Origin of the sequence: uncultured Nostoc sp. (assembly GCF_964245575.1) — a bacterium.
GTDB lineage: Bacteria > Cyanobacteriota > Cyanobacteriia > Cyanobacteriales > Nostocaceae > Nostoc.
The window spans coordinates 46399-72299 of sequence record NZ_CAXTNP010000004.1 but is presented as its reverse complement, the minus strand read 5'-3'; the positions used below and the strand labels follow the sequence as shown (position 1 = coordinate 72299).

At 40.9% G+C, this 25901-nt stretch carries 17 protein-coding genes; 9 read left to right on the top strand and 8 right to left on the bottom strand.

All coding sequences use genetic code 11. From position 1 onward, the window contains the following. Positions 1 to 353: 353 nt before the first annotated feature. The 6 genes from ACFFAP_RS01355 to dnaN all read left to right on the top strand — a co-directional run bounded on the left by ACFFAP_RS01355 (position 354) and on the right by dnaN (position 7030). Positions 354 to 2414, top strand: a complete 2061-nt coding sequence (locus ACFFAP_RS01355; RefSeq protein WP_375509532.1) for a tetratricopeptide repeat protein — start codon at positions 354 to 356, stop codon at positions 2412 to 2414. 243 nt (positions 2415 to 2657) lie between these two features. Then, complete coding sequence (locus tag ACFFAP_RS01350; RefSeq protein WP_375509531.1) at positions 2658 to 2837, top strand: CorA family divalent cation transporter; 180 nt, start codon at positions 2658 to 2660, stop codon at positions 2835 to 2837. A 170-nt stretch (positions 2838 to 3007) separates the two neighbouring features. Then, on the top strand, positions 3008 to 3292 hold the full coding sequence (locus ACFFAP_RS01345) for a microviridin/marinostatin family tricyclic proteinase inhibitor (RefSeq protein WP_375509530.1): 285 nt from the start codon (positions 3008 to 3010) through the stop codon (positions 3290 to 3292). 183 nt (positions 3293 to 3475) lie between these two features. Continuing rightward, positions 3476 to 4480: an MvdC family ATP-grasp ribosomal peptide maturase gene (locus ACFFAP_RS01340; protein ID WP_375509529.1), complete on the top strand. Its 1005-nt coding sequence runs from the start codon at positions 3476 to 3478 to the stop codon at positions 4478 to 4480. A gap of 84 nt (positions 4481 to 4564) precedes the next feature. Next, positions 4565 to 5530 carry an MvdD family ATP-grasp ribosomal peptide maturase gene (locus ACFFAP_RS01335; RefSeq protein WP_375509528.1) on the top strand — a complete coding sequence of 322 codons (966 nt, stop codon included), beginning with the start codon at positions 4565 to 4567 and terminating at the stop codon, positions 5528 to 5530. 336 nt (positions 5531 to 5866) lie between these two features. Next, on the top strand, positions 5867 to 7030 hold the full coding sequence (dnaN, locus tag ACFFAP_RS01330) for a DNA polymerase III subunit beta (RefSeq protein WP_375509527.1): 1164 nt from the start codon (positions 5867 to 5869) through the stop codon (positions 7028 to 7030). 505 nt (positions 7031 to 7535) lie between these two features. Here dnaN and ACFFAP_RS01325 read toward each other — a convergent pair. From ACFFAP_RS01325 to ACFFAP_RS01300, 6 genes are all read right to left on the bottom strand, one after another. Continuing rightward, positions 7536 to 11390 (bottom strand): GAF domain-containing protein, encoded by a 3855-nt coding sequence (locus tag ACFFAP_RS01325; protein ID WP_375509526.1) that lies wholly within the window; start codon positions 11388 to 11390, stop codon positions 7536 to 7538. 250 nt (positions 11391 to 11640) lie between these two features. After that, the gene (locus tag ACFFAP_RS01320) at positions 11641 to 12828 is read right to left on the bottom strand and encodes a TRC40/GET3/ArsA family transport-energizing ATPase (protein WP_375509525.1); all 1188 of its coding nucleotides are present in this window, start codon (positions 12826 to 12828) and stop codon (positions 11641 to 11643) included. 888 nt (positions 12829 to 13716) lie between these two features. Further along, complete coding sequence (locus ACFFAP_RS01315; RefSeq protein ID WP_375509524.1) at positions 13717 to 14547, bottom strand: peptidoglycan-binding protein; 831 nt, start codon at positions 14545 to 14547, stop codon at positions 13717 to 13719. Between the two features lie 67 nt (positions 14548 to 14614). Then, positions 14615 to 14746, bottom strand: coding sequence for a hypothetical protein (locus ACFFAP_RS01310; RefSeq protein ID WP_375509523.1), 132 nt, complete (start codon positions 14744 to 14746; stop codon positions 14615 to 14617). 254 nt (positions 14747 to 15000) lie between these two features. Further along, positions 15001 to 15552, bottom strand: coding sequence for a 2'-5' RNA ligase family protein (locus ACFFAP_RS01305; RefSeq protein WP_375509522.1), 552 nt, complete (start codon positions 15550 to 15552; stop codon positions 15001 to 15003). 89 nt (positions 15553 to 15641) lie between these two features. Further along, the gene (locus tag ACFFAP_RS01300) at positions 15642 to 18368 is read right to left on the bottom strand and encodes a CHAT domain-containing protein (RefSeq protein ID WP_375509521.1); all 2727 of its coding nucleotides are present in this window, start codon (positions 18366 to 18368) and stop codon (positions 15642 to 15644) included. A gap of 1659 nt (positions 18369 to 20027) precedes the next feature. Between ACFFAP_RS01300 and ACFFAP_RS01295 the strand changes: the two genes are divergently transcribed. Next, entirely contained in the window at positions 20028 to 20624 is a 597-nt protein-coding gene (locus ACFFAP_RS01295; protein ID WP_375509520.1) for a DUF1802 family protein, read from the top strand. Positions 20625 to 21161: 537 nt separating this feature from the next. Here the strand turns inward: ACFFAP_RS01295 and ACFFAP_RS01290 are convergent. Continuing rightward, positions 21162 to 21842, bottom strand: coding sequence for a hypothetical protein (locus tag ACFFAP_RS01290; protein ID WP_375509519.1), 681 nt, complete (start codon positions 21840 to 21842; stop codon positions 21162 to 21164). A 566-nt stretch (positions 21843 to 22408) separates the two neighbouring features. Between ACFFAP_RS01290 and ACFFAP_RS01285 the strand changes: the two genes are divergently transcribed. Beyond that, positions 22409 to 22672, top strand: coding sequence for a hypothetical protein (locus tag ACFFAP_RS01285; protein WP_375509518.1), 264 nt, complete (start codon positions 22409 to 22411; stop codon positions 22670 to 22672). 145 nt (positions 22673 to 22817) lie between these two features. On the opposite strand, the gene ggt is transcribed toward ACFFAP_RS01285, so the two are convergent. Continuing rightward, positions 22818 to 24629 carry a gamma-glutamyltransferase gene (ggt, locus tag ACFFAP_RS01280; RefSeq protein WP_375509517.1) on the bottom strand — a complete coding sequence of 604 codons (1812 nt, stop codon included), beginning with the start codon at positions 24627 to 24629 and terminating at the stop codon, positions 22818 to 22820. A 246-nt stretch (positions 24630 to 24875) separates the two neighbouring features. On the opposite strand from ggt, the gene ACFFAP_RS01275 reads away from it, so the two are divergent. Next, positions 24876 to 25505 carry a Uma2 family endonuclease gene (locus ACFFAP_RS01275; RefSeq protein WP_375509516.1) on the top strand — a complete coding sequence of 210 codons (630 nt, stop codon included), beginning with the start codon at positions 24876 to 24878 and terminating at the stop codon, positions 25503 to 25505. Positions 25506 to 25901 lie beyond the last annotated feature (396 nt).

Below are 25901 nucleotides of genomic sequence, written 5' to 3'. Positions count from 1 at the left end.
ATCGGCTGACAATGCGATTGTTTCGGCTAACAATGCCATTGTTTCGAGTGACAATGCGATTGTTTCGGCTAACAATGTGATTGTTTTGGCTGACAATGCCATTGTTTTGGCTGACAATGCGATATACTGTCTATCTTTGGGATGCCATTGTTCCATCATGGCTAGTATTTCCGAAATTCGCCTTCCACCACACCAAACTAAATTAAGTTTTTTGAGCGGCTTTTGGCTGATACCACCCTCTTCCTCTGCAATGCGGTGATTTTATTTAAAATAAATAAATCTTTATATCTAAAGCTTAACAGTAATAACACGTAAGCTATAATCAAACAATTTATAATTCTATATTTATATTGATGAATAATCATTTACTAAATGGACATTATCGCATACTAAAAGTTCTCAATGATGGTGAAAAAGGAAAAACTTATCTAGTTGAAGATATTAATCTTCCTGACAGCCAATTTATAGTAAAGCAGTTACGTTATCCTAGTAGGAATTCTCAAACTTTAACAATCTTACGCCGCTTGTTTACGAGTCTTGCCGCAACTTTAGAAAAAGTAGGACAGAAACACGATAAAATTCCAAAGCTAATTGCTTATTTTGAAGAAAATGAAGAATTCTATATAGTTCAAGAATTCATAGCCGGTAATCCTTTAACTGACGAAATTATCCAGGGACAACCTTTGAGGGAAGACCAAGTAATTAGTCTTTTATCAGATATATTAGAAATTTTGGTGGTTGTACATAGCTATGGCGTGATTCATCGGGATATTAAACCAGCTAATATCATTCGCCGTGAATCAGACAAAAAGTTAGTTTTGGTTAATTTTGGTACTGTTAATGAAGCCATCACTAATACCGTTGACAATTCCGAATTTATGCCGATAGAACAAGTTAACGGCAATCTCAAATACAACAGTGATATATATGCTTTAGGTATAGTTGCGATCGCAGCACTTCTAGGTTTATCTGGAAACGAAATATCTAACTTGCAAACTCATAAAAATCGGCTGACAGGTGAAATTGTTTGGTGGAACAAAAATCTAAAAATTAACAGAAAATTAGCAATAATTATTAATAGAATGGTGCGTTTTAACTATCGTAAGCGCTACCAGTATGCAACGGAAGTTTTAGACGACCTGAAAAAGATAACAAATGTTGAGCAAGATCGGCAAAAACAGCATCAGAAAAAATTATTAGTAGTTCTGGCTGGGGTAGCTGGCTGTATTACACTTGGTGTTGGAGCGTGGCAATTGAGGTTGCTAAAACCTTTAACAAATGCTCAACAGACATTATACCAAGAGGGAGTCAATAAATATGATGCAGGAAACTATGAAGGAGCAGTTGAAGATTTTAATCAGGCGATTGAATTAGATCCAAAAAACGCCCTGGCTTATAATAGGCGAGGTGATGCTTATTATCGATTAGGAGACTACGAGCAAGCACAAGCAGATTCTAGCCAAGCTATTTTGCTCAATCCTCAAGATGCTAATGCCTATTTTGACCGAGGATTTGCTTTGTCTGAATTAGGTAAGTACAAAGAAGCGATCGCAGACTATACCCAAGCGATTAATTTAAATTCTGAGGATGCTTTTGCTTACTATGGCCGGGGGTTAGCCCGTACTCAACTGAAGGATAATAAAGCAGCAATTGGAGATTTTAACAAAGCGATCGCTCTCAAGCCTCAGTATACCGAAGCTTACTTGCAGCGAGGAATTCTTCGCCGTCGCCTCAGACAAAGACTTGAAGCAATCCAAGATTTTGATACAGTAATTAAGATGAATCCTAGTGATGCTAAAGGTTATTATCAAAGAGGTTTAACTCAATCTATTAATAAGCAAAAATATGCAGCCATTAAAGATTACACGGACGCAATTAACATCAATCCCAAATACATAGAAGCCTATCTTAATCGTGGTGATGTTTACAGTGATTTGGGAAATCAAGTCGAAGCTACTGAAGATTACAACACTATTTTACAGATTGATCCTAAATTTAGTGCAGCTTACATCCACAGAGGTATTCACCGCTTTTCTTTCGGAGATTATAAAGGCGCTATTGAAGATTACACCGAAGCGCTGAAACTAGATTCTAATGATGTAGTAGCTTATAACAACCGTGGTAACGCCTATCTCGAACTGGGAAATAAAAAATCTGCAAATCAAGATTATTCACGAGCGATCGCAATTAATACTAACAATGCTTTAGCCTACTATAACCGGGGCGTGATTCGCACCAAGCAGAAAAATAAACAGGGAGCGATCGCAGATTTCAAAAAAGCTGCAAAACTATTCCAACAGCAAGGGGAAAAAGATAGTTATCAAGATGCACAGAGAGAAATTGCAATTCTGCAAAATAAGTCAGCACCAGCGAAAGCTACTCGCCCTAAATCTGGTAAAAGAGAAAAAATTTGAGCTATGACTCAATACAGTAATACCATTTTAAGGTTATATTGTGCTGGCAAATAATTTTATTATCACCTTTAAAATCACTAAGTTAAAAGCTTTAACTATTCTAGCTAATAATCTGCAAAAACGAACTATATATTGAACGCTTAGGAATTAACTATGTTTTTTATCTGATTTTTAAAGAAATTTTAAATAATTACCATACTGGATTTTAGTATATTTATAGAAAATTTTTTATCAATCACTTTCATGTCTGGATTCTATGGCATGAACTTCAAATATATGTCGGAATTAGAGCAACCTTGGGCTTATCCTGCTGGAATCTGTGTGATGGCATTAATTGTGATTGGAAGTATTGTCTATGCTAAAAAAACAACGTTGGTTGTAGCATCTTTCAGGTTACAGATTACAGCATTATTCAGAGGGTAGAGCGATCGCTAAGGCGAAGAACATTCGTGAGAGGATAAAAAAGGACAAAGTATTTTTACGCCAATGTTACAAATAATTTCAAATGAAATTTATCCTTACATAGATGAAATTCTATGTAGTATCATAGAGTTAAGTGTAAATTTATCTTTACTTAACCGTAAAAGAAAATTATGTCTGAAAACAAACCAGAAGAATTAAATTCACAAGCAGTACCCTTCTTTGCCAGATTTTTAGAAGGGCAAAGCTTTGAAGAGCTATCTGATAAACAATCAGAAACGATTAGCGGTGGAAGTTGTGGTGTAACCAATAAGCATAAAGGTGAATTGAGGGAAACTCGGAAGTACCCATCCGATCAAGAAGATGTAGTAACAGAAAAGTATCCCTCTGATAGTGATGAAGTTACTACTCTAAAGTACCCTTCAGACGGCGAGGAGCATGGAGGGGCAATACAATAACTGCATACTTTGGAGTACACCAGAGATGCGGTTTTGAACAATATTTTTAGAATAAAAAGACTGTTAGCTTTGCCAGCTCCATCTAGGGGTTGGCTTCCCATTAAAACTAAGTTTACTTTTTTAATGCTTTATTTTTTTATAGTTGACAGTACGAACAATACAAGAACCCAATAAAGATATTTTATGCACGTTGACCGTGATGTGGTTTTATTAATCACCCATAGTGGTGATTACTTCACAATAGATAGAGTTGCAGAAGCTGTATCAAAACGAGGCGCACAGCCATTTCGCCTTGATACTGATAAGTTTCCGATGACAGTACAAATCGAGGCGAATTTCAGTAACTCTGGGAGCAATCATAAACTGGAATATGGCACTTGCTCTTTGAACACCGAGCAAGTTCAAGCAGTATGGATGCGACGGATCTGGCAACCCGATCTAGGTAAAGAATTAGCTCCACAATTCCAAGCAGCCTGCTCTAGTGAATCACTCGCAGTCTTAGATGGCTTTTGGGACAGTCTGAGGAGAGCTACCTGGGTGGATGATTTACAACGGATTAGTGCAGCTGAAAACAAGCTACGCCAACTCAGAATTGCATCGGAAGTTGGTCTTGTCATACCTCGGACTATCGTCACCAACAATCCTCAACAAACACGAGAGTTTTTTGGGGAAGTTAAAGGAAAAATGGTTGCCAAGCTACTCAGACCTCTTTCTTATGGGATGAAAGCCTCCTCTTTTTTCATGTATACCAGCGCCGTTAAAGAAGAAGACTTACTTGATGCTGAAACACTGCGCTATTGTCCAGTTGTGTTTCAAGAACAAATCCCTAAACAGCTAGAACTACGCGCAGTGTATGTGAATGGTAATCTCTTTGTCGGCGCACTGGATGCCTCTGAGTATGCAGCATCCACCCAAGATTGGCGACGTGGAACAAAAGAGACTCTTACCTGGCAACCATATCAATTACCTGATAAACTAATCCGTTGCCTGGATGCTTTTATGGCAAGGTTTGGACTGATTTTTGGAGCATTTGACTTCATCAAAACGCCATCAGGGGAATACGTTTTTTTAGAAATTAATCCTACAGGAGAGTGGGGGATGTTGGAGAAAGATTTGGAATACCCGATCGCAGATGCGATCGCAGATGCACTACTTTCAAAAAGTCCTAAGCAAAATGCTCTTACTTAAAAATTCACAACCAACTGACAGCCTTTATAAATTTAGGGGCTTGTTAATTTTTAATTTCTAATTTTTAATTCGGAGCGAAGCGACGTGACTGTTTTAATCATTACTCACAGCCAAGACAACGAAAGTATTCCTCTAGTTATTCAGGCAATTGAAGCCCAAGGAGGGAAAGCATTTCGTTTTGACACAGACCGATTTCCCACAGAAATCATCTTAGATGTTTACTATGCTGGAAGTGAGCGAGTTACTCTAAGCGTCGAAGACCAGACATTAGATTTGAATGAAGTGTCAGCAGTTTGGTATCGCCGCATTGCAATTGGGTCAAAAATTCCCGACTCGATGGATAGGCAACTCAGACAAGCCTCACTCAAAGAATCTCGCGTCACCATTGAGGGAATGATTGCTAGTATTAAGGGTTTTCATCTCGATCCTCTGCCAAATATTCGCCGAGCCGAAAATAAGCAACTGCAATTACGAATAGCACGAGAGATCGGTCTAGATACGCCACGCACCCTGACTACAAATAATTCAGTGGCAGTGAAGCAATTTGCTCAAGAGTGTAAGCAGGGAATGATTACAAAGATGCTCTCTTCCTTCGCCATTTACGATGAACAAGGACGAGAAAAAGTTGTGTTTACGAATCCAATTTCATCTGAGGATCTGGACAACCTCGATGGATTACGTTTCTGCCCAATGACATTTCAAGAAAAAATCCCCAAGGCATTGGAATTACGGACAATTATTGTTGGCAAACGTGTGCTGACGGCGGCGGTTGATTCTCAAGCTTTGGATAAGGCGCGTTACGATTGGCGCAAACAGGGAATTGCCTTACTCGACGCTTGGGAGTCATACACTCTGCCTCAAGATGTCGAAGAGAAACTGCTCAAACTAATGGCAGAATTTGGTTTGAACTACGGAGCTATTGATATTATTTTGACTCCTGATGGTCGTCATGTATTTCTTGAGGTTAACCCAGTTGGCGAGTTTTTCTGGTTAGAACGCTGTCCTGGTTTACCGATTTCTCAGGCGATCGCACAGGTTCTACAGAATTGAAAGGGGGACAAGGGGAAGAACTCCCTCCTGCTAAAAGCTCTCTGCTCCCCTCCTGTTTCTTCCAGGCGTGAAATGAAGGGGGGAACATGTTCTTACGTCCCCCACTTCTTTACCAGTGGTTCTCGTACCCTACGGGATTGAGCGCAACAGGTGGGGTGGAATCCCAATTCTTTTCTATCCCCTTTGCTCCCAGCTAAGAGCTCCCTTGCCTCTTTTTCAACCGCGATTGACCTCTACATAAAAATGCCGAAGCTCGGATTGGGCTTTTGATAACTGTAGCGATCGCATACTAACAATAAGGGTGCTAGGATATCTTTCACCAGTTGAATCTGACTTATGAAATTAGTTTGCTCCCAAAGCGATCTCAGTACAAACCTCTCACTCGTTAGTCGTGCAGTACCCTCACGACCAACTCATCCAGTACTTGCCAATGTGCTGCTCCAAGCGGATGCCCAAACTAACCAAGTAAGCTTAACAGCCTTCGATCTCAGCTTGGGAATCCGCACCAGCTTTAACGCAGAGGTATGGCAAAGTGGTGCGATCGCACTTCCTGCTAAATTACTTGTAGACATCACCTCTCGTCTTCCAGAAGGCGAAATCACTCTAGACGATGAATCAGCCCTCACAGGTGTTACACCCGGTGGAGAAGGTTTAATAGTCACACTCACACCCAAGAGTGGACATTACCAAGTCCGAGCAATGGGGCCTGAAGAATTTCCTGAACTACCTGTAATTGAAAATACAGAAGTAATCCATCTCACCACCACCGCATTAATTGAGGGATTACGCGGTTCATTATTTGCTACCAGTGGTGATGAAACCAAGCAAGTACTTACGGGAGTGCATTTAACAGTTAAACAAGATACTCTAGAATTTGCAGCTACCGACGGACATCGCCTAGCAGTGGTAGAAACTAGCAACGAGCGTCCTTTAGGTGGAACTAGTCAATTAGAAGTGACAGTACCAGCTAGAGCATTACGCGAACTCCAACGAATGCTAGCTCATAGCGCCTCATCAGATGAACCTGTAGCTTTATATTTCGATCAAGGTCAAGTTGTGTTTGCATGGCAAAATCAACGCTTGACTAGTCGCACATTAGAAGGCCAATATCCTGCTTATCGACAATTAATCCCGCGCCAATTTGAGCGACAAGTGACAATTGAACGGCGACAATTTGTCAGCACTTTGGAACGGATTGCTGTGCTAGCCGATCAGAAAAATAATATTGTTAAGCTCAGTATTGATAGCGAAGCCCAAGAAATTACCTTATCTTGTGAAGCTCAAGATGTAGGCAGTGGTAGAGAGTCAATGTCAGCACAAATTTCTGGAGAAAACATAGAAATTGCTTTTAATATTAAATATTTAATGGAAGGCTTGAAAGAGTTACCATCTTCAGAAATTCAAATGCATTTAAATCAAAGTCTAACTCCAGTGATTTTTACGCCATTGGGTGGTTTGAAAATGACCTATTTAGCTATGCCGGTGCAACTCAGAAGTTAAAAAGAATGGTATATAGCAATATGGTTGGGTTAAGGCTTAATTCTTTGTCAAAGTCAAATTTTTTAACGAACCGCTCCGCGTCTATGCGGTAGCCTGCGGCAAGCCGCAACTCTTGGAGACGCTTTGCGAACGCGTCTACGTTTTTCTTTCTTGTACTTAAATATGGTTTAGCGCATTTTCATACAGAATTGGTATAAGATTCAAAGTCTCTCTCCTTTTAGGAGAGAGATTTAGAGAAAGGTTTTACAGATACCGTGAAAAGTCAGATTAATTAATGGGTTTTTTGCTTATATAATGTCGGCTTGATTACTTATTAAACCCGAATCACACCACCCCGCCAAAGCGTAGCTTTGTCTCCCCTCCCCTTTCTAAGGAGAGGGGATTAAGAGGTGGGGTGAAATGACTATGGGAATCATAACTAAATTATGCGGACATGATATTATCTATATTTTTCACGAATCAAATAAGATTGCTATATATTTAAACTCACATTCCCCATTTCCTACTATTTTGTGATTTGTTTAATCGGAATTTCAATCCAAAATTCTGTACCTAACCCCGGCTGAGAATCACATTTAAACATACCACCGTGTTTATCTACGACAATCTGATAACTAATTGACAACCCCAAGCCAGTGCCTTTCCCCACTGGCTTAGTAGTGAAAAATGGGTCGCAGATTCTTGCTTTTAGAGGCTCCGGTATTCCTGGGCCATTGTCTATTATGCGAATTACTACGCTCTTAATATTACCTTCAAGCTCTCCAAGAGCAGTACGAATGGTAATTTGACTGGTATCAGGTTTTGATTGAGATTCCCTGTAATCTTCTAAAGCATCGATCGCATTGCTTACAACATTCATAAATACTTGATTTAGTGGCCCAGCATAGCACTCTACTAAGGGCAGGTTGCTGTACTCTTTGAGTAATTTAATCGCCGGACTTTCTGGTTTTGCTTTTAAGCGATGCTGCAAAATTAGCAAAGTGCTATCAATGCCCTCGTGAATATCAACTGGCTTCATTTCTGCCTGGTCAAGGCGAGAGAAATTCCGTAAACCCAAGACAATTTGCCGGATGCGATCAATTCCAACTTTCATGGAAGATAGAGTTTTGGGCAAATCCTCCATGATAAATTCTAAGTCTATTTCTTCAGAGCGATCGCGAATCTCAGAGCTGGGATTAGGGGTATTTTGCAAATACAGGTCTAGTATACTGAGTAAATCTTCGGCATAATCGTTGACATGATTGATATTGCCATAAATGAAGTTGACCGGGTTATTAATTTCGTGAGCAACACCAGCTACCAGTTGACCTAATGAGGACATTTTCTCAGTTTGGATCAGTTGGGTTTGAGTTTGCTTTAAATCATGCAAAGCTTGAGCCAACTTTTGCGTCTGCTCCTTGGTTTGATTATGCAATTGGGCTTGTTGAAGTGCAACCCCAAGCTGATTGGCAATTTGAGTGATGAACTGAATTTCCGAGGCTTCCCAATGGCGGGGTGCAGAGTTCTGATAAGCTGCTAGCAAGCCCCATAGCTGTTGCCCAATAAATATGGGTGCGATCGCATAGGCTTTTACTTGTAATTGCTCCAAAGCCGCAATGTGACACTCAGAATGACCTGACTGATAGATATCATCAACTATATAGCTTTCATTATTGCGATATCGTCCACCTTGGGTTTCTTTTAAATAGCTATCTTCCCAAACTGTCTTGAGATCAGAACCTACAAGTTTTACCCAACCATCACCTACAAACTCAGCAATATATTCACCACTCCAATCTGGATGAAAGCGATAGACAGCCACACGATCCGCTTGCAGTGATTTGCAAATTTCTTGAGTGGTAGTCTGAAAAATCAGATTTAAGTCAAGAGATTCCCGGATTTTCGCAACAACTTCAAACAATACCCGTTGTTGTTCTGCCGCTTGTTGCAAATCAACAGCCTGATGCTTGGTTTGTTGAAGTAAATCAGCTTGTTCCAGTGCTACAGAAAGCTGTGCAGCAACTTGGGTAGCGAACTGAATTTCTGAGGATTGCCATTCACGTGGTTGGTAGCATTGGTGAATGCACAACAAACCCCACAGCTCATTACTTTTAGCCAGTGGCAAAACTAAATTGGCTTTAACTTCAAGTTGCTCCAGCATTTGCACATAACAAACATTCAGTCCAGAGTTGTGGATATCAGCGATCGCGTGGACGCGTCCCTGACGATAGAGGGCATCAAACTTCTTCTTAAAGCAGGTGTCTTGAATTTTTAATGTTAAAGCAGAAGTAAACTCTGGCAAAAGATCCTCTGAAACAATTTCACCTTCATCAAGTTTGGAATTCGGGTCAAAGCGGTATACTACTACTCTGTCAGCATTCAAAGAGCGACGGACTTCACATACAGTTGCGGCAAAAACTGTATTTAGATCAAGAGATTCCCGAATTTTGGCAACAACCTCAAACAATATCTTTTGTTGTTCTGTCACTTGGCGCAAACTTAACGTCTGCTGTTTTGTTTGCGTGAGTAATTCTGCTTGCTGAAGTGCTACTCCCATTTGACCAGCAATTTGACTAAGAAAGTTAATTTCGTATTTTTTCCATTGGCGCGGCCCAGTGTGTTGATAAGTTGCCAGCAAACCCCAAAGTTTTTGCCCAACGAAGATCGGAGCAAGTACAAAAGCCTGAATTTGAAACTGCTCTAGATTGTCGATATGACACTGAGCAAATCCCATCTTGTAGATGTCATCCACGGCAAATGTTTCATTATTACGGTAGCGCCCTCCCTGTGTATCTTGTAAATAGGTGTCATTCCAAATGGTATTAATACCTAGTTCCGATTGATTCACCCAATATGGACTAGCAGCGTCAAAATCGCCAACAAATTTTCCACCCCAATTAGAATCAAAACGATAAACAGAAACACGGTCAGCTTTGATTAATTGACAAACTTCTTTAGTGGTTGTTTGAAAAATAGTATTGGTGTCAAGAGATTCACGAATTTCGGCAATAACTTTAAACACAGCCTGTTGTTGTTCAGCTGTTCGTTGCAGTTCAAGTGTACGCCTTTTAACTTGTTTTTCTAAATTTTCATTAAAAGTTTGAACCTGTTGATATAGTTCATACTGCTGAATTGCTGAAGCAAAGTGTTTACCAATGTCTCTAGCCAGTTCAATTTCTTCGACCATCCATTTTTGAGCTTGTGCTTTTTTAGATTCGCGCCAAACCTCAAAGGATTGTCGGGGGTACAGTTGCCTTTGATCGCTGTCATACTGCCCCGCCCATAGGGTTTCTGTATCTATTTCGTTGCGGAAAATACTTAAGTAGCCCAGCAACTGCTGACGATACTGGAGTGGGATCATCAACATGCTACGAATTTTTGTTGGTTGAAAAGCAACTTGCAAACTTCGCAAGCTAGGAGTTTGATATATATCTAAAATCGCCCAAACATCATATTCACCGGACTTGTAGTGTTCCTGCCAGACACTATACTGCTCAATCAGTGGATATATAGTTTGTTCTGGCATCACAGGTTGCTGTCCACAAATATAAAGCTTGGCACAAGTATTTCCTGGTGTTAAGCATTCTGTTAAGCTGGTCACATTGCCATTGTGGAAATCAAAAGCTGCATTTCTAATGCAAAGCCTGCCACCAACACCATTAAAGGCAGCAACAGCTGCTTCTAGGGCTGGTTGCAATACAATCGTTGGGAGTGAATGTAGTAGAGTAGCAATGCGGTTAATGATAGCTTCCCGTTCGGCTGTTTTTCGGACTTGAGTCAGAAGGGTACTTTGAGCGATCGCTACAGATAGCTGATCGACTACCATCTGTACTGCTTCTAGTTCATATTCTGAAATCTGGCGTGTCTGAGAATGGTGAGATACCAGCAGCCCCCAAAGTTGATCTTGATAAATAATGGGCGCTACTACAGAGGATTTGACCCCCATCGCAGTCAAGTATTCAACATGACATGGATCTACAAAGCGATAATGGATATCTCCTGATATAGTTTCTCCATTTTCCAACTCATGCAGGTGACTTAAACCAATCTCTTGAGTATCAACATTCACAACAGAACGCACCCGTGATTTGATAAATAGTTCACGGGCGGTGAGTGGAATATCATCAGCAGGAAAATTCAGCCCTAGTAGCGACGGCAAACGATTGTTGTAAATTGACTCAGCAATCACTTGACCACTGCCATCGCCATGAAATTTATAAATCATCACTCGGTCAGTTTTTAGTAGCGATCGCACTTCTGCCGTCGTCCCTGTGATAATTTCTTCAAACTCTAAGCTTCGCCGGATACGGTTTGTAATGCGGCGTAGTAAACTTTCTTCATGACGACATAAGGGTAAATCTGGTTCAGGGTTGGAGGTCATTGCTTATAGCAAAATAAATTAATAATTTCCAAAGTGACATAATTAAATCTAAAGCCATTTTGAAATTTATTTAATCAATTTGTCTTCAGTAAAACTACGGGCAAATCATTAATAAAAATATTTATCTACCTTTTATAGAAATTAAACCATGCATCATAAAACAGACGCTAAAAAATGGCGTCTGTATTAGCTACAAGAAAAAAATCTGACTTTTAGTCTTGACTTTTTGTGAAACATTGCCGTAGCAACATTAAACTTTTATATTGTCAGCAAAGCGAATTTTAAGATAGTCGTCTTCCATCTTTGCCCCTCCTGGTTGTAGTGCTGCTAAGGCTTGCGGTAAAACTAAGTTACGACGGTGGTTGCCAATAGTAATGTTTAATTCGTCTCCATTTTTACTCAGTTGAACTTGGTTTTTCGGAATCCCAGGTAAATAAATTTCTAAGCTGTATTGGTTTTGCTCTTGTACGACTCTCATAGTCGTTTCTTTGTAATAAACCTGAGTCGGATCTTCATCTTTATAGAGGGTTTCTTTTAGGCGTTCTAAAGCCGCCAATCCGCACATTTCCTCAGAAAAGAGGGGAACTTCTTTCACAGGTAAAGGGTGGAAATTATCATGAATTTCCTGGCGATATTGCTCCTGACTTTCCTTCCAGCGTTGGAAAAATGGGTCTTGGACTTCGCAGGGAATAATCCGATTAGCCACAACTAAATCTGTTGCAACATTATACAAACTCAAATAAGCATGGGCCCGCAGAGACTCTTTAATCACCATCTTTTCGGGATTAGTAACCAGACGGACTGAGGTTTGAGTATTGTCTGTTAATACTTTTTCCAGAGCTTCAATTTGTTCATAGAACTCATAAGGTGCATCCATCACCTCTTTATCAGGTAGCGAAAAACCAGCAATTGGTCTAAAAAAAGGTTCAACCAGAGGGCGAAGTGCCACCGAGATGTTTTGGAATGGTTTGTAAAAACGGCGCATATACCAGCCACCAACTTCAGGTAAACTCAGCAAGCGCAGTGCAGTGCCCGTGGGGGCTGAGTCAATAATTAAAACATCAAACTCACCTTCATCGTAATGGCGTTTCATCCTTACCAAGCCAAAAATCTCATCCATGCCTGGTAAAATTGCCAATTCTTCCGCCTGTACACCGTCTAAACCCCTTGCCTGTAAAACTTGGGTAATATAACGTTTCACAGCACCCCAGTTTCCTTCCAGTTCTTGCAGCGCATCCAGTTCAGCACCCCACAGATTTGGGCGAATTTTTTGGGGTGCATGTCCCAGTTCTATGTCAAAACTGTCTGCCAGGGAATGAGCGGGATCTGTACTTAAAACCAATGTCTGATAGCCTAGTTCCGCACAACGAAGTCCAGTTGCAGCAGCAACGGAAGTTTTGCCCACGCCGCCTTTACCGGTCATCAAAATTACACGCATAGATACTTTTGTCCTGCCTGAGGATTTTATTACATTTATTTACATTATCGACTGTTTAAGGAAAATAAATGCTGTTTCACTGCGTCTAGGCGTGAACAGTTTGAGTTATTCATCAGTCATTGTGGCCTTTTTTGACTAAGGGCTTAAGGAGGCAGGAGGCATTTGTGTCAACTTAAGCTAGAGCTAAAATATAGCTTAACTGAAGACTTGACTCACCTGCCTGGAACTAAAGTTCAAGGCTACAAGCGTTAGTCTACTTCAGTAGACTAACGCTGTTTTATGACTCTCACGAGATAAAAATCCGAAACCAATATTTTTGATTAGTTTTTATAAATCTGGGCGTAGGTTGTGGAGCCACTGTGTTGGACGGGAACACCTGCTTGTTCGCTCTTAGCGTTCCTGGAGAGCGAACAGCGTCAATGTTTAGGAGAAGGGTAGCAAGTGGCGTTTGAGGAACGTAGACGCATAGCGGCTTAAGGCAGGGTAACCCAACACCAAGAATTCTTGATTTTGTTGGATAACACGAATGTTTAACCAAACTACAAATATTTTATTTTTTCAGAGTAATAAAAGAGCGCTAAAGATTTTGGGGCGTTGCTGAATTCAGGTATGAAAATGATTTTGCGTGATTTCAAAACTTTTGTAGAAACTAGCAATTGCAACGTCTCTATACCCCAATATGGTTCAGTTAAGGAAATCTATCTGTTAAGGCAGGCAGGGGGGGCAGGGGGAGAGAAAAAAGCTTAACTCAACTGTATTGCTCTACACCCAGATTCATACATTTAATCAGCAACACCGATTTTGGGGTATATTTTAGTCATTAACAGAAGACTTTTGCTATTAGCAAGGAACTTCAGTTCTTTGCGGGACATGACTTTTACGGTTAGCTTACTTCTTATTCCAGAGATTAATAAATTCTTTATAGATGGCTGGGGTGATCTGACTTTGTAAGTGAGTTAGTGCATCACGATGGTTTTGATTGTTGTCATCATAATAAGTGAACACATTTGTCAGCTTGACAATTTCAGGGTTTTGATCGTTTGTCCCCCTCCATTTGTTAGTAACTTTGTGCAAAACGTCTTTGGGTAGATTTTGTTGTAAGTTATTTAGGGCTGCGATGTAAGAAGGATTTTGAGGATTCTTTTTGAATTGAGACCATAAATCTATGAGCTTTAGTTGTGACTGTGGCTGCGGCTGGGGCTTGTTTGTGAGAGTAGGTTGCTGTAAAATTTGACGCTGTTCAATAGTGGCAATGCCATTTTCAGTTAAACCCTGAGATTTCTGAAATTTCTTGACTGCTGTATAAGTGGCTGGCCCATAAAATGGCAAGTCTTTTGGAATTTCGACATTGGTTGCAAAACCGTGAAACTTCAATCTATTCTGAAGTCCGATGACTGTATCTTCCATTACACTTCGAGTCTCGGCATCAGCGTTACCATTTACCACAAGTTTTTGTGAGTACTGTTTCTGAAACTTTTTAATCGCTTCTTCAGTAGGATCATCTGTCAAGGAGTTGTTATTTTGCTTCCAGGGAGCAAATTTAGTCAGATCCGGCTTTGGATCTATCTCAGGAGCTAAATATCCCAGCCCAATCAATATATGACGGATGACTTCAGGGCTACTAACAGCCATACTTTTTGGTTCCTTTACTACTAAACTACCATTTAATGTATCTTGCTTTACAATAACTATGTAAGTAGAAAGAAATAAATCTAACATGTCTTGTTTGCAAGGCGTTCCAAAAGTTAAGCGATGTGTGACACCAGGGTACAACTCTTTGAGACGTTTAGCGGCGGTGATTACACACCGGGAAAAAGAAAAGTGGTTTTAATAAGTGTTGGTGGGCGATCGCTTCGGGTTGCTTCCAAATAGCGATCGCATATATTACATGCCATCCTAACCATAAGTAGATAGACATAATTAAACATACAATAAAATCCTAGTTCGTAGTCAGCGATTCATCACTCATAGCAAGATTTATCAGGACTAAAGTCCAAACCCTACGGGAAAGTTAGTCGCTCATGGGGGAAACCCCCTTCTCTACGAGACGCTTTGCGTTCGCGTAGCGTTCTGAAGGAAAGGCGCTAACCTCTCACGAATGGGAGAAGACCTCGCTAACTCACTACAAACTTTAATTTATTTACGCCTAGCTACTTACATTTTGGATGTCAATCATTGCTCAGTAGGCAAAAAACCAAACTCCGATTTAATATTCCACCGCTTATCGTCGTGAAGCAGTAGCGTTAATTTATCGGCAGTAAACTCAAAATGCAACTGACGTTTTTTAAATTCTGGCCAAGCAGCTTTAAAGTTTTCTTTTTTTAAATCTCGAAACGCAACTGTTATATGGGGAGCAAATGGGCGAGTTTTAGAAACCTTGTCAACGATTCCCAAATTGCTTTCTGCATAAGCCATTAAATCAGTTTGCAAAGTCAAAAGTTCTTGACTTATGACTACATTAATGTATATGACACGAGGCGCAAAGGCATCAAACCCCTTGAGTGTAATTGCTACTGGCTGTTGTCCACGAGCAAATTCCTTCAAGGATGCTTCTAGCACTGTCTTGTTAGCATCTGCCCATTCAAAGGGTGGTTGTAGGGTAATATGAGGCGGAGACTTTAGTGCCCCGCTACTATCATAGCGATCAGCGAAGTACTGCTTAATCTGGTTGGCGTAGTCTTGAATGTGTTGTGGTGGTAGAAGGGCGACAAAAAAACGGCTCATCTAGTTTATCTATATTAGGATACAAAAACTTGAGAGGTTGCAAGCAGATGCCTTAGGTTGTAAAGAAAGGCGTTGGAAATTGCACCAAATTACAACCAATTCCCAATCAACACATAGGCAGACCAAAAGCTTGGTGCTTTGTAGTTAGGATGTTTCAGCAGTTCTAACTGGGCCTGGTGAACAGCTTTGGCTTTGGTGATTTTGCCACTATTGAGTTCTCGATAGAAGGCACTAACAAACATTGCTGTGGATTGATCGTCAATCTGCCACAGGGAGGCTATGGTACTGCGTGCCCCAGCTCGTACAGCTGCTCCTGCAAGACCCAGTGTTGCACGGCTGTCTCCTGTTGCTGTCTGGCAAGCACTCAAAACTAATAACTCTACTATAGTGTTACCCTGACTGCGGAAGAGAGTATCAAAATCTTTGACATTGATTTGACCATCGAAATCCAAAATAAAACTGTCTTCAAGGCGGGAACTAAACTGACCGTGGGTTGCTAAATGCACTATGTTGAATGAATCATCAGCAATTTCACTCTCTAAATTCTTTTTCTTAAAATCTCTATCTATTAGGCTAGTGGTGGAGACTCCTGCTTTAATAATGCCGTCGAATTCAGATTTGATCGCAAGCAACGGTGCAAACTTAGAAAAACCTGGGGGTGGCTGAGTCAGTCCTGCGGTTAGCGCCCTTAATTGCTGTTGTACTAGCGGTTTAGGGTCGAGGAGTTGCAGACCCACGCTCAGAGCAATTGCATATTTCTCTACCAAATATTGTTTACCATCATAGAGAGCAGCCATTGGTAAATTGCGTAACGGGCCATCTAAGACAAACACTAGGGTATCTACCCCACTTTTTTGCAATTGTGACTCAATGGGTTGGAGCAGCCAATTATAAACTTGGTGTGCTTGGGTTTGGACGGCTTTGGTAGCACTGGGATTGACAAGATTTTTTCGCAGTTCTATTAAGAGTTTCTCTACTTCTTTGTGAGAAATCTGAGTAGTGTAGCTTTGTAGGGGTTGTTTGGGAATTTTGACAATTACCTGGAGTTCGTCAGTAAGAATAATCGGATAAAGAATGGCAGCCGTAGAATTATCTTTATCTACCACTTGATCCAGGGCTACTCTGTGACCTTGTAAGCAAGCTTCCTGGAAAAAGTCCTCCAATTCTGCTAGTTGGAGTGCTTCAATGCGCTGACGTGCTTTCTCTAATATTTTTTCATCTGATGATTTTCCTTGTTGGGATTTCAGCAGTAACTCTACTGACTGTCGGTAGACGGGTTCCACGCTGTCCCGAAAGTTGAATTGCACATCTTGGTTCACTACATCTTTATTGGCTACTAAATCTCTGCGAAGAGACTGGAGAGTGTCCACAGCAGCATCATACGCCGCGATCGCACCATTAATATCTTTTTGTGCCCAGAGCAATCTACCTAATTGCCACTCCAAAGTATAGGTAATTTCTGGTGCATTGCTGCTCTGTGCCAAAGCTAATCCTTGTCGGGTAAGGTCTTGCGCCTCTGACCACTGTCTGGTTTCTTCGTACAAGCCGCCTAAACTCTTGAGTGCATAGGCTTCTGCCCGCTTGTCCCCTAAACTGCGGGATTGCTGGATGGCGTTGGCAAGTAATACTGCTGAGTCTTTTGTGCTGAATCCAAAGTAGTAATTTTGACTTGATGCTTGCAATATGCCACTCTTGACTTTTGCCAGACTTTGAGAATAGTTAACCTGAGCGTAAATACTAGCACGGCTGAGAGGGAGTTGATCAAGTTGAGACTCAATCAACGGCAAGAGAGTTTGAATTTCTGCGGCTCGTTGATCTTCAATGAGTATTCCCAGGTGATTCAGTTGCGCTTGGACTTTTGTCAGGGGTGAGGGAGATGCTGCAACTGTTTGTTGATAATAAGCGATCGCCTTTAGTTTGTCTTGTTGTCTACGGGCATTATTTCCCAGGCTGAACAGACTAGCCCCAATATCAGAGCTTGATTGCAGATTTCGAGCAATCATCAGACTTTTTTCTAGCGCCTGACGTGACTTTTCTAAATCGCCCATTACCAAAAGGGCATCACCGAGCGATCGCAAACTCACTGTCTTTTCTATAGAGTCTGGTTGAGATTTTAACGCCTGACTAACCTTTTCAAGTATTTTGACAGCGCGAGGGTAAAATCCTTGGCTTCGCCACGCCTGTGCTTGATTGATTAGCGATCGCACCACGCCGCTTTTATTGTCTGCTTCTGTGTAAATTTTTTCCGTCTGCCGCCAAGTTGCTAAAGCCGCCTCCGCCTGTCCCATTGTCAGTTGGAGACGACCTTGAATATCCAGTGATTGGGCAAATATTTGCAGATTTTGGTTTTCATCCTGTCTTTTAAGCAAATTTAAGCTTTCTGTAATTGCCTGCTGTGCCTGATTCCATGCACCGAGTTGTTGGTAAGCTAAAGAAAGATTACTCAGTGTCCCTGCCACTCTGATGCTTTCCCCTTGCAGCTTATATGCTTGAACAGCCTGTTGTAACACTTCTACCGCCTTGGCGAAGTTACCAGCATTGTATAAAATTTTGCCCTTTTGTAGTAGTGAGGCAGGGTCAGCGACCACAGCCAGCGACGTAAGACTGTTAATTGATAGTTGGGATGAGGAATTAATTGAGCTAGGAACTTTTGCAAGCACGGGTGAACCAAGGATGCATAGCAGACCTATCAGGAAGTACAAAGGCAAGCGTAAAAACTGAGCCAGGGTGGTCTTCTGCCAACGCCCTGGCTGCTTTTGCCTTTTAACTTTTACAGAATTCGTGCCAAAAATCCTAGTTGCTTTAGCCATAAGCATGACAAGAAATAAGTAATAACCAGGAACGCACAGGATTAGCTTTAAGTGTTTGAGCTACCAAGGTAATGTTACCATTCGCATTCATTGGCCGAACAATTCGCTTTTTCTTAGTTAGCTTTTTCGCTCATTGCAAACGTAATTGATAATTGATTCATCCTTCGTGTCAAAGCCCCTAATTAAAATTTATGAAAAAACTTACACACGTAGTATCAATGTTCAGAGCAAGCGCATTCATGCGCGGGGTGTTAATTGCTCTCTTCTCTACGAGACGCTTTGCGAACGTAGCGGGGCGAAGCCCATTGCGAATGGGAAAAAGCGAATTGGAACTGACTTATGCCGTAGCTCCCACAATCTTATTTCTCGTGGCTTGGATGAGGTTTTACTGTCTAAATCTCTACTTACCAATTTATGACAGGTTAAGATTAAATTAGTTGTGTCAATAGTAGTTACGCCGAAAATAAACTCACTCGGTGGGTATCGAATTAAATACTGTACGGGCTTTAAGAGTCAGAATAAGTGGTGCTTTTTTTAATGACGTGATGCCTGCGGTGTTCTCATTGCCATCGCTAACCCCAAAATTGTGTTTTATACCCCCATTTTTAACAATATTTTAAACAATATTACTTATTGACAAAAATATTTACCGTTGTTTCGTAGATAGGCTAGTAGCTTCTTGCAGGTTGCGTATAATCAGATATTGCACTTCGCTCTAAATACGCCTTGAACTGAACTTCAGGGTTTTATAGCCAAAGTCCATTAAAACGGACTCAAATGTATGTCGAGTAAGCTCAATTACCCTAACGAAAATATTTTACCTTTCTTGGGCAGATTAACTATCTTTTGCTAATGTTATCCTAGTCTCACAACTAGCTACTCAAGCGTCAATTCCGGCACTTGCTGCCGTACTGAGAAAAATTATATCTATCACAATAAAATACCAAAAACCTGGTCGAGGTTGACCAGGTTTTATCGAGTTTACAGGTTTCAAATTGTTAAACTAATTAAGTAATTGAAAGTTAATAACTAAGGTTGACTAAACAACGAACAAACTCAGCATTATTGCGTTTTTCCGCTTTAGGATTTGGCTTTGCCTTCTAAATTCGGCTTTTTACCACTTTTATATTTGATATGCTGAAATTTGCTTGGGTTGATGACAGGGGACACGAAGTCATTTACCCTTTTAGTTTGGTTTGGTGTTTGGTGTCCTACTATTTAAGTTAGCACTTAAGTTTGGAGTCACAACCCTTCGTTTACTAAAGTTGACGTTTTGTTAGATTTTGCAATCTAGAATCATAGATTTGATCCCTAGCCCTCTTTTTAAGACAGTTAATGGGATCTTGGATAGATAAGCATGGCTAACTAAACTGCATTGTCATCAACTCCACATAATTGGACTGTTATCCAGATGGTCGGTGACAATATGTCCAATGGTGTCAATTTCTGTTAATTGGGCGGCGGAAAGCTTAATTTTTGCGGCTAATGTGTTGTCTCGGGCTTGTTCAGGATAACGCGCCCCGGCGATCGCATTTGTTTCAAGTACCTAGCGTAGGCGTAGCCCGTCGTAGACATCGCTTTTCCATAACTATTTCCTAATTCATTCCCCTGGATAGTTTCACACTTTATCGGTCTTAGCTTGAAATTAAATCAGAGTTACTGTAAATGCTGATGGAATTGACTACAACTTTTCATGCTCTCAAAGAATGGGCAGTCGCCGTAAACGCCTTAGAAAGTGGCAAAACAATTATGTTGCTCCGCAAAGGCGGTATCCATGAACGAAATGGACATTTCCAAGTTGCCCACAAGCAAATTTTGCTTTACCCAACTTATGAACATCAACAAGCTTTCATGCTGAAAGCTGAGTATGCCAATCATGTTTATCCAGTCACATCAGGTTGGCATCCAGAGACAGTTCCCATCGGCAGTTGGGCTGAAATTACAGATATTTTGCCAGTTAGCGATGAGTCTATTGTCAATACATTGCTTCCCTTTCATATTTGGAACGAGCATTTTATTAGCGATCGCCTCAAATGGAAACCACGCCAGCCACTTTATATTCTCCTCCTGCGGACATATAAACTATCACAACAAGAAATTCCCTACCACTCTAAATACGGCGGTTGCAAGTCATGGATTGATTTAGATCAACCAATTCACTTGCAAGGAGCAAAACCAGTTTTATCTGACTTTGCATACACTCAACTAGTAGAGACAATTCGCCAGATTGTCGGTGATAAGTTGTATGCTCCATCTTTGTAATAACCCAAGTTACGGGTTATCAAAGACCAATTTCTAAATCAGTGAACAGTCAACAGTTATCAGTTACCATACAGCCAACAGTGAACAGTTCCCTGATAACTGATAACTGATAAGTGATAACTGTTGAATGCGAAGACGCACTAGAAAATGGCGGTTGTGCTACGCGCAACTGCAACTCCGACTCAATCAAAAGTACTTTTTAAATCAATACGCTTGGGTTAAGGCAGAAAAATAATTTGCATAGGTTGGGGAGCCACTGCGTTGGACGGGAACACCTGCTTGTTCGCTCTTAGCGTTCCCAAAGAGCGAACAGCGTCAATGTTTAGGAGAAGGGTAGCAAGTGGCGTTTAAGGAACGTAGACTCAAAGGGGCTTAAGGCAGGGTTACCCAACATTTTCGGGCATTTTTTGGGTAACACAAATGTTCAACCAAACCTACAATTATCCTTAACCCAAGCGTATTGCTTTTTAAACATCCTCTGAATTACAAATTACGTTAGCGTAGCGGGGCATAGCCCATTACGTATTACGAATTGTTTTAACAAACCTTGATCTTGCTCCGTTTGCCCAATAAAAGCTTAAAGCCATCAAACATAATTGTGAAAGCTTGGTACACACGGTCAACAATCTCACAAATTTTTTTCTCTTCATCTTCAGAAATATGAATACGATTTAAAAAATCTTGCATTTTCTGCTCAAAAATTTCGTGATTATTTTCAACATCTAAATGATGTATTGAGAAGTACTTGAGGTTACTAGAATAACAGACTCGTTTCACCAAGCTTGCAGTATACTCAAAAAAGATGTGACCTGTAGACTCAAGACTCATTATCAGAGCAACTCTTTGAATATCACTACTAGCTCGAAAAACCTCTGAGATGATGGCATAAGTAGCATCGCGGGTGAAAATATAATCCCGGCTATATAGCAGTTTAAGATTAGGTTCTTCAACTTTCATCTCTTGAAGATCGCTTAAAAACCATTGCTCGTGCCCCATATCCTCAACTAAATGATGGTGAGCAACTTTACGGATTTCACTATCAGTAATTTGCATCTCGTTTATTCGTATTACGTCCTGAAAAGACATAACCCAGAAACTCAAGTATTGAGCCAACAATTTTATACTTTCTAGAGAATTTTCTCTAGTAATTTGGTCGAAAAGTGGGTGTCTAGCTAGTTGAATTTGCTTTTGAATTATATAATTATCGACGGTTTTCATCTTAATTATTTCCTTAAATAATATATGAGTGATCGTCAATACTTCGCCAAAAAAAAAGGACGAAGAAAGAGGAGCGATATAAAGTAAGTCGTCGTTAAAAAGTTCAGCTATGTGATGAAAGGTAAAATCAGCCAATAGCTTAGGAATTGGTCATTCCACAGTTATTACAAAACTAAACATACACGGGTTTTATCATGCCGACTTATCTAGTTTTATGAGTAATTTCTGAAATCGGCAATACCTTAATGTATTTAATCAGAAAAACAAATAGCCTAATTACGAACTTCAGCAAAAATAGTAGTTATTGTTACACACAATCCCAAAAAACGCGGATAACATTAGAAAAATCTCACCCATAAAGAAGGTGAGGCAAAGCTGTTTATCTTCGTGTCCCTCTAGCAGATGTCTTCCAAGCTATGACTTGTTAAGCAATTATCCTGAAATGGATAAAACTTAATTACTCTTTGTCTAAAGTTTTAGGCAAAAAAGTAACCTCGAAGGGTGATAAGTAGCTTGACAAGAGTCTGCCATTATGCATTATTAGCTAAAAGTACAAGGAGTTTGCAATGCATCGACAAATGTGCTGGTTACCTAAGTTTGGTGGCGACGGAGAGAAAATTTTGTATTTGCAGACAGAACCCAATCAACCTTGGCGTCCTTACACAGCTTTTGGACATTTTAAAGTCCCAGATTATCAAATACCAGGTGGTTCTAAAGGTTGGGCAACTTATCAAAAACTTCTCAAAGCAGGTTGGACACTAGTACCTAGCGCACGGGCAAATGAGTTTGGCAGTAGCAGCTACGTAGAATCAACCACCCAAAATCAATAGTCATTGGTCATTGGTCATTTGTCATTGGTCATTGGTCATTGGTCACTTGTACTGAGCATCTCGACTTCGCTCGATGGAACCGTAGTCGAAGTATTGGTCATTTGTTATTCTTGGCGTCTCTGCGTCTTCCTAGTCCCTCACTCGCTCACAAACCTCTGGGGGAACCTTCACCGCGAGGATCAGCGGCCCCTTCTAGAGTTCCATCAGATGTTACAGCGATCGCGTTACCATTACCCCAAGGAGCAGTTTCCTTTATTTTGTGTCCGCGACGGCGTAAGTCTTGCACAGTGAGAGCATCCAAACCCCAGGATTCGACGCGCAACTCATCTGGAAGCCATTGATGATGTATGCGTGGAACCGAAACAGCCGCACCAACATCCATGTTGTATTCCAGCACATTTAGGATCACTTGCAAAACCTGGGTGATGATAGTGCTACCACCAGGCGCACCTGCTGCCATGCGGAAATGACCGCTTTCTGTGACAATTGTGGGAGTCATGCTGGATAAGGGAGTTTTACGAGGTGCGATCGCATTGGCATCGTTACCAACTAAACCAAAGGCATTCGGTACTCCTGGCGCAGAAGCAAAGTCATCCATCTCATTGTTGAGGACAATTCCAGTTCCCGGTGTCACTACACCAGCACCAAAACCAAGGTTAATCGTGAAAGTCAGACTTACGGCGTTGCGTTCTTCATCCACAACATTAAGATGACTGGTTTCGGGAGATTCATACCGCGTCGCGTGTAGTTTAAGAGAGCGATCGGATAATGGAATGATATTTTCTCCTAAACTGTGATTATTAGCTTGACTAAAACGTTGTAGTGTTTCTTTGTCTACTGGCTTGACCTCGGTCGAAGGTCTAGCCACTTGCATATTAATTTCTTGACGGCGTTTTTTGGCATAAGCTGGACTGAGCAGTTGTTGCACAGGAACTTTGACAAAATCAGGATCGCCTAAATATTCTGAGCGATCAGCGTAAGCAATCTTCATTGCTTCTACCATTAAATGTATAGCGTCAGGATGATGCCATCCCAAAGATTTCAAATCAGTGTCACCAATAATATTTAAAATCTGCAATAGATGAACACCTCCTGATGACGGTGGTGGCATTGAGCAAATTTTAGCTTTACGAAAGTTTCCACAAACGGGATTGCGCCAAATTGGTTTGTAGGCTTTGAGGTCTTCTAGAGTAATTAAACCACTATTTTTTACCATATCAGAAGCGATCGCACGAGCAATATTTCCGGTGTAAAAACTTTGGGGATTTTGGGCAATTTCTGTTAAAGTGCCTGCTAAATCACGCTGCACCAGTTTCTCACCTGGTTGATAAAACTCACCATTGCGAGTAAAAATTTCCCGCGCTGCTGGATTGTTGAGAATTACTTGCTTGCGGGATTGGTTCGTTTGCAGAGAACGCCACGTTGCTACATCGCCAAGAATAAAGCCATTTTTAGCAAGTGCGATCGCAGGTTTCATTACCTCTTGCCAAGAAAGTTTACCATAGCGACGATGCACTTCATAAAGCCCCGCCACCGTTCCTGGTGTGCCTACTGCCAAATAACCATTAATACTTGCATTGGGGCGCACCTTTCCTTTTGCGTCTAAATACATATTTCTTGTAGCTTTCAGGGGTGCGCGTTCGCGGAAATCTAGCGCTTTTATCTCGCCAGTTTTCTCAGAGTGCATCAGCAAAAATCCGCCGCCGCCGATTCCGGCTGAAAAAGGCTCAACTACTGAGATTGCAAAGGTTGTAGCTACGGCTGCATCCACAGCATTACCACCTTTGCGTAACATCAAAATTCCTGCTTCACTTGCTAAGGGATTGGCCGAAACCACCATTCCCTTTTTGCTGCGTAAGGGTAAAGTTAAAGCAGCTGAGGCAACTTGGCTGTAAAGTAAGACGGTGAAAGAAAAGATTGCGATTGTAACTCGCTTGGGTTTGACAACAGTAAACATTTTTATAGCATTTCTCCTAAAATTTTATACTTGTTTAGCATCTTGGCATGAGATTATTGATATGATCTAATTTGAAAATTTTACAGCATTTAGAAATGCTATGTACAGCAGATTTATGGAAAGCAATGCTCACAAATGATTCCTCAGTAAATAAGAGCCGTGGCTTTGTATTTGTCAGCAAAAACCTTTGATGAATTTATCAATCCTGCGATCGCACATCTTCGATATAAATAATGCGAGCTAATTATGGATACCGTAATTACACCAGAAAGAATTGAGTTACCACCTGGCGCGGTGTTGAAGCTTTTGGGAGACTGGAAAGACTATCAAATATTGAGTCAGCAACTAGGCGATCGCTCCTCACCTCGCATTAAATATCGCAGAGGAGAAATTTTACTAATGGCACCGCTACCAGAGCATGGAAGAGATGCAAGTTTGTTGGCAGATATTGCTAAAGTTTTGCTGGATCATTTAAACCGCATATACGAGTCATTTACGCCCATCACGATGAGCTTGCCAGAAATTAGTGGTATTGAACCAGACTTTTGCTTTTACATTGAAAATTCCAGAGCAGTAGTAGGCAAAAAAAGAATTAATTGGGAGTCAGATCCACCACCAGATTTAGCAATTGAAATAGATGTGACAAGCTACACCGATGTTAATGATTTCTTGCCTTATCGAGTGCCAGAAGTTTGGATATTAAAGAATAATCGGTTATTAATTTATCGATTGCAAGCAGAAAGTTATGTGCTTACAGAAAGCAGCTACTTTCCTAACGTCAGAGAAATTGTGCATCAATGTCTTAAAATGGCCAATGAGCAAACAACAAGTGAAGTCATTAGGTGGTTAAAGAACTTTTTGCGTGAACAGCAATAAATACCCCACCCCCTCGCTGCAAACTACGGTGTACACACAAGTCGAATTACCCCCCTTAATCCCCCCGATATTTTGGTGGGAAACAATAAATCTAGTTCCCTCCCCAATATATCGGGGAGGGTTAGGGCATCAGTGATAGGTTAAAGTCATGAATAATTTGTCAATAAGTAATAGTGCTTAAAATGAAACCAAAATACGGTTTGAAAACATAATTTTCGCTCCTGCGATCCCAAAGGCAACGGCTTAAGCCGTATCGCCTAATGTTTAAACCGAGCATTCGTGTGGTAACTCTAGCTTCTCATGTCACTCTGCCTCAATTCTTGCAAAGCTTTGTCTAATCTCGATTTCACCCACTTCTGTCAGGCAGTCAGGGTGTAGTGAAGGACATGCAGCAGG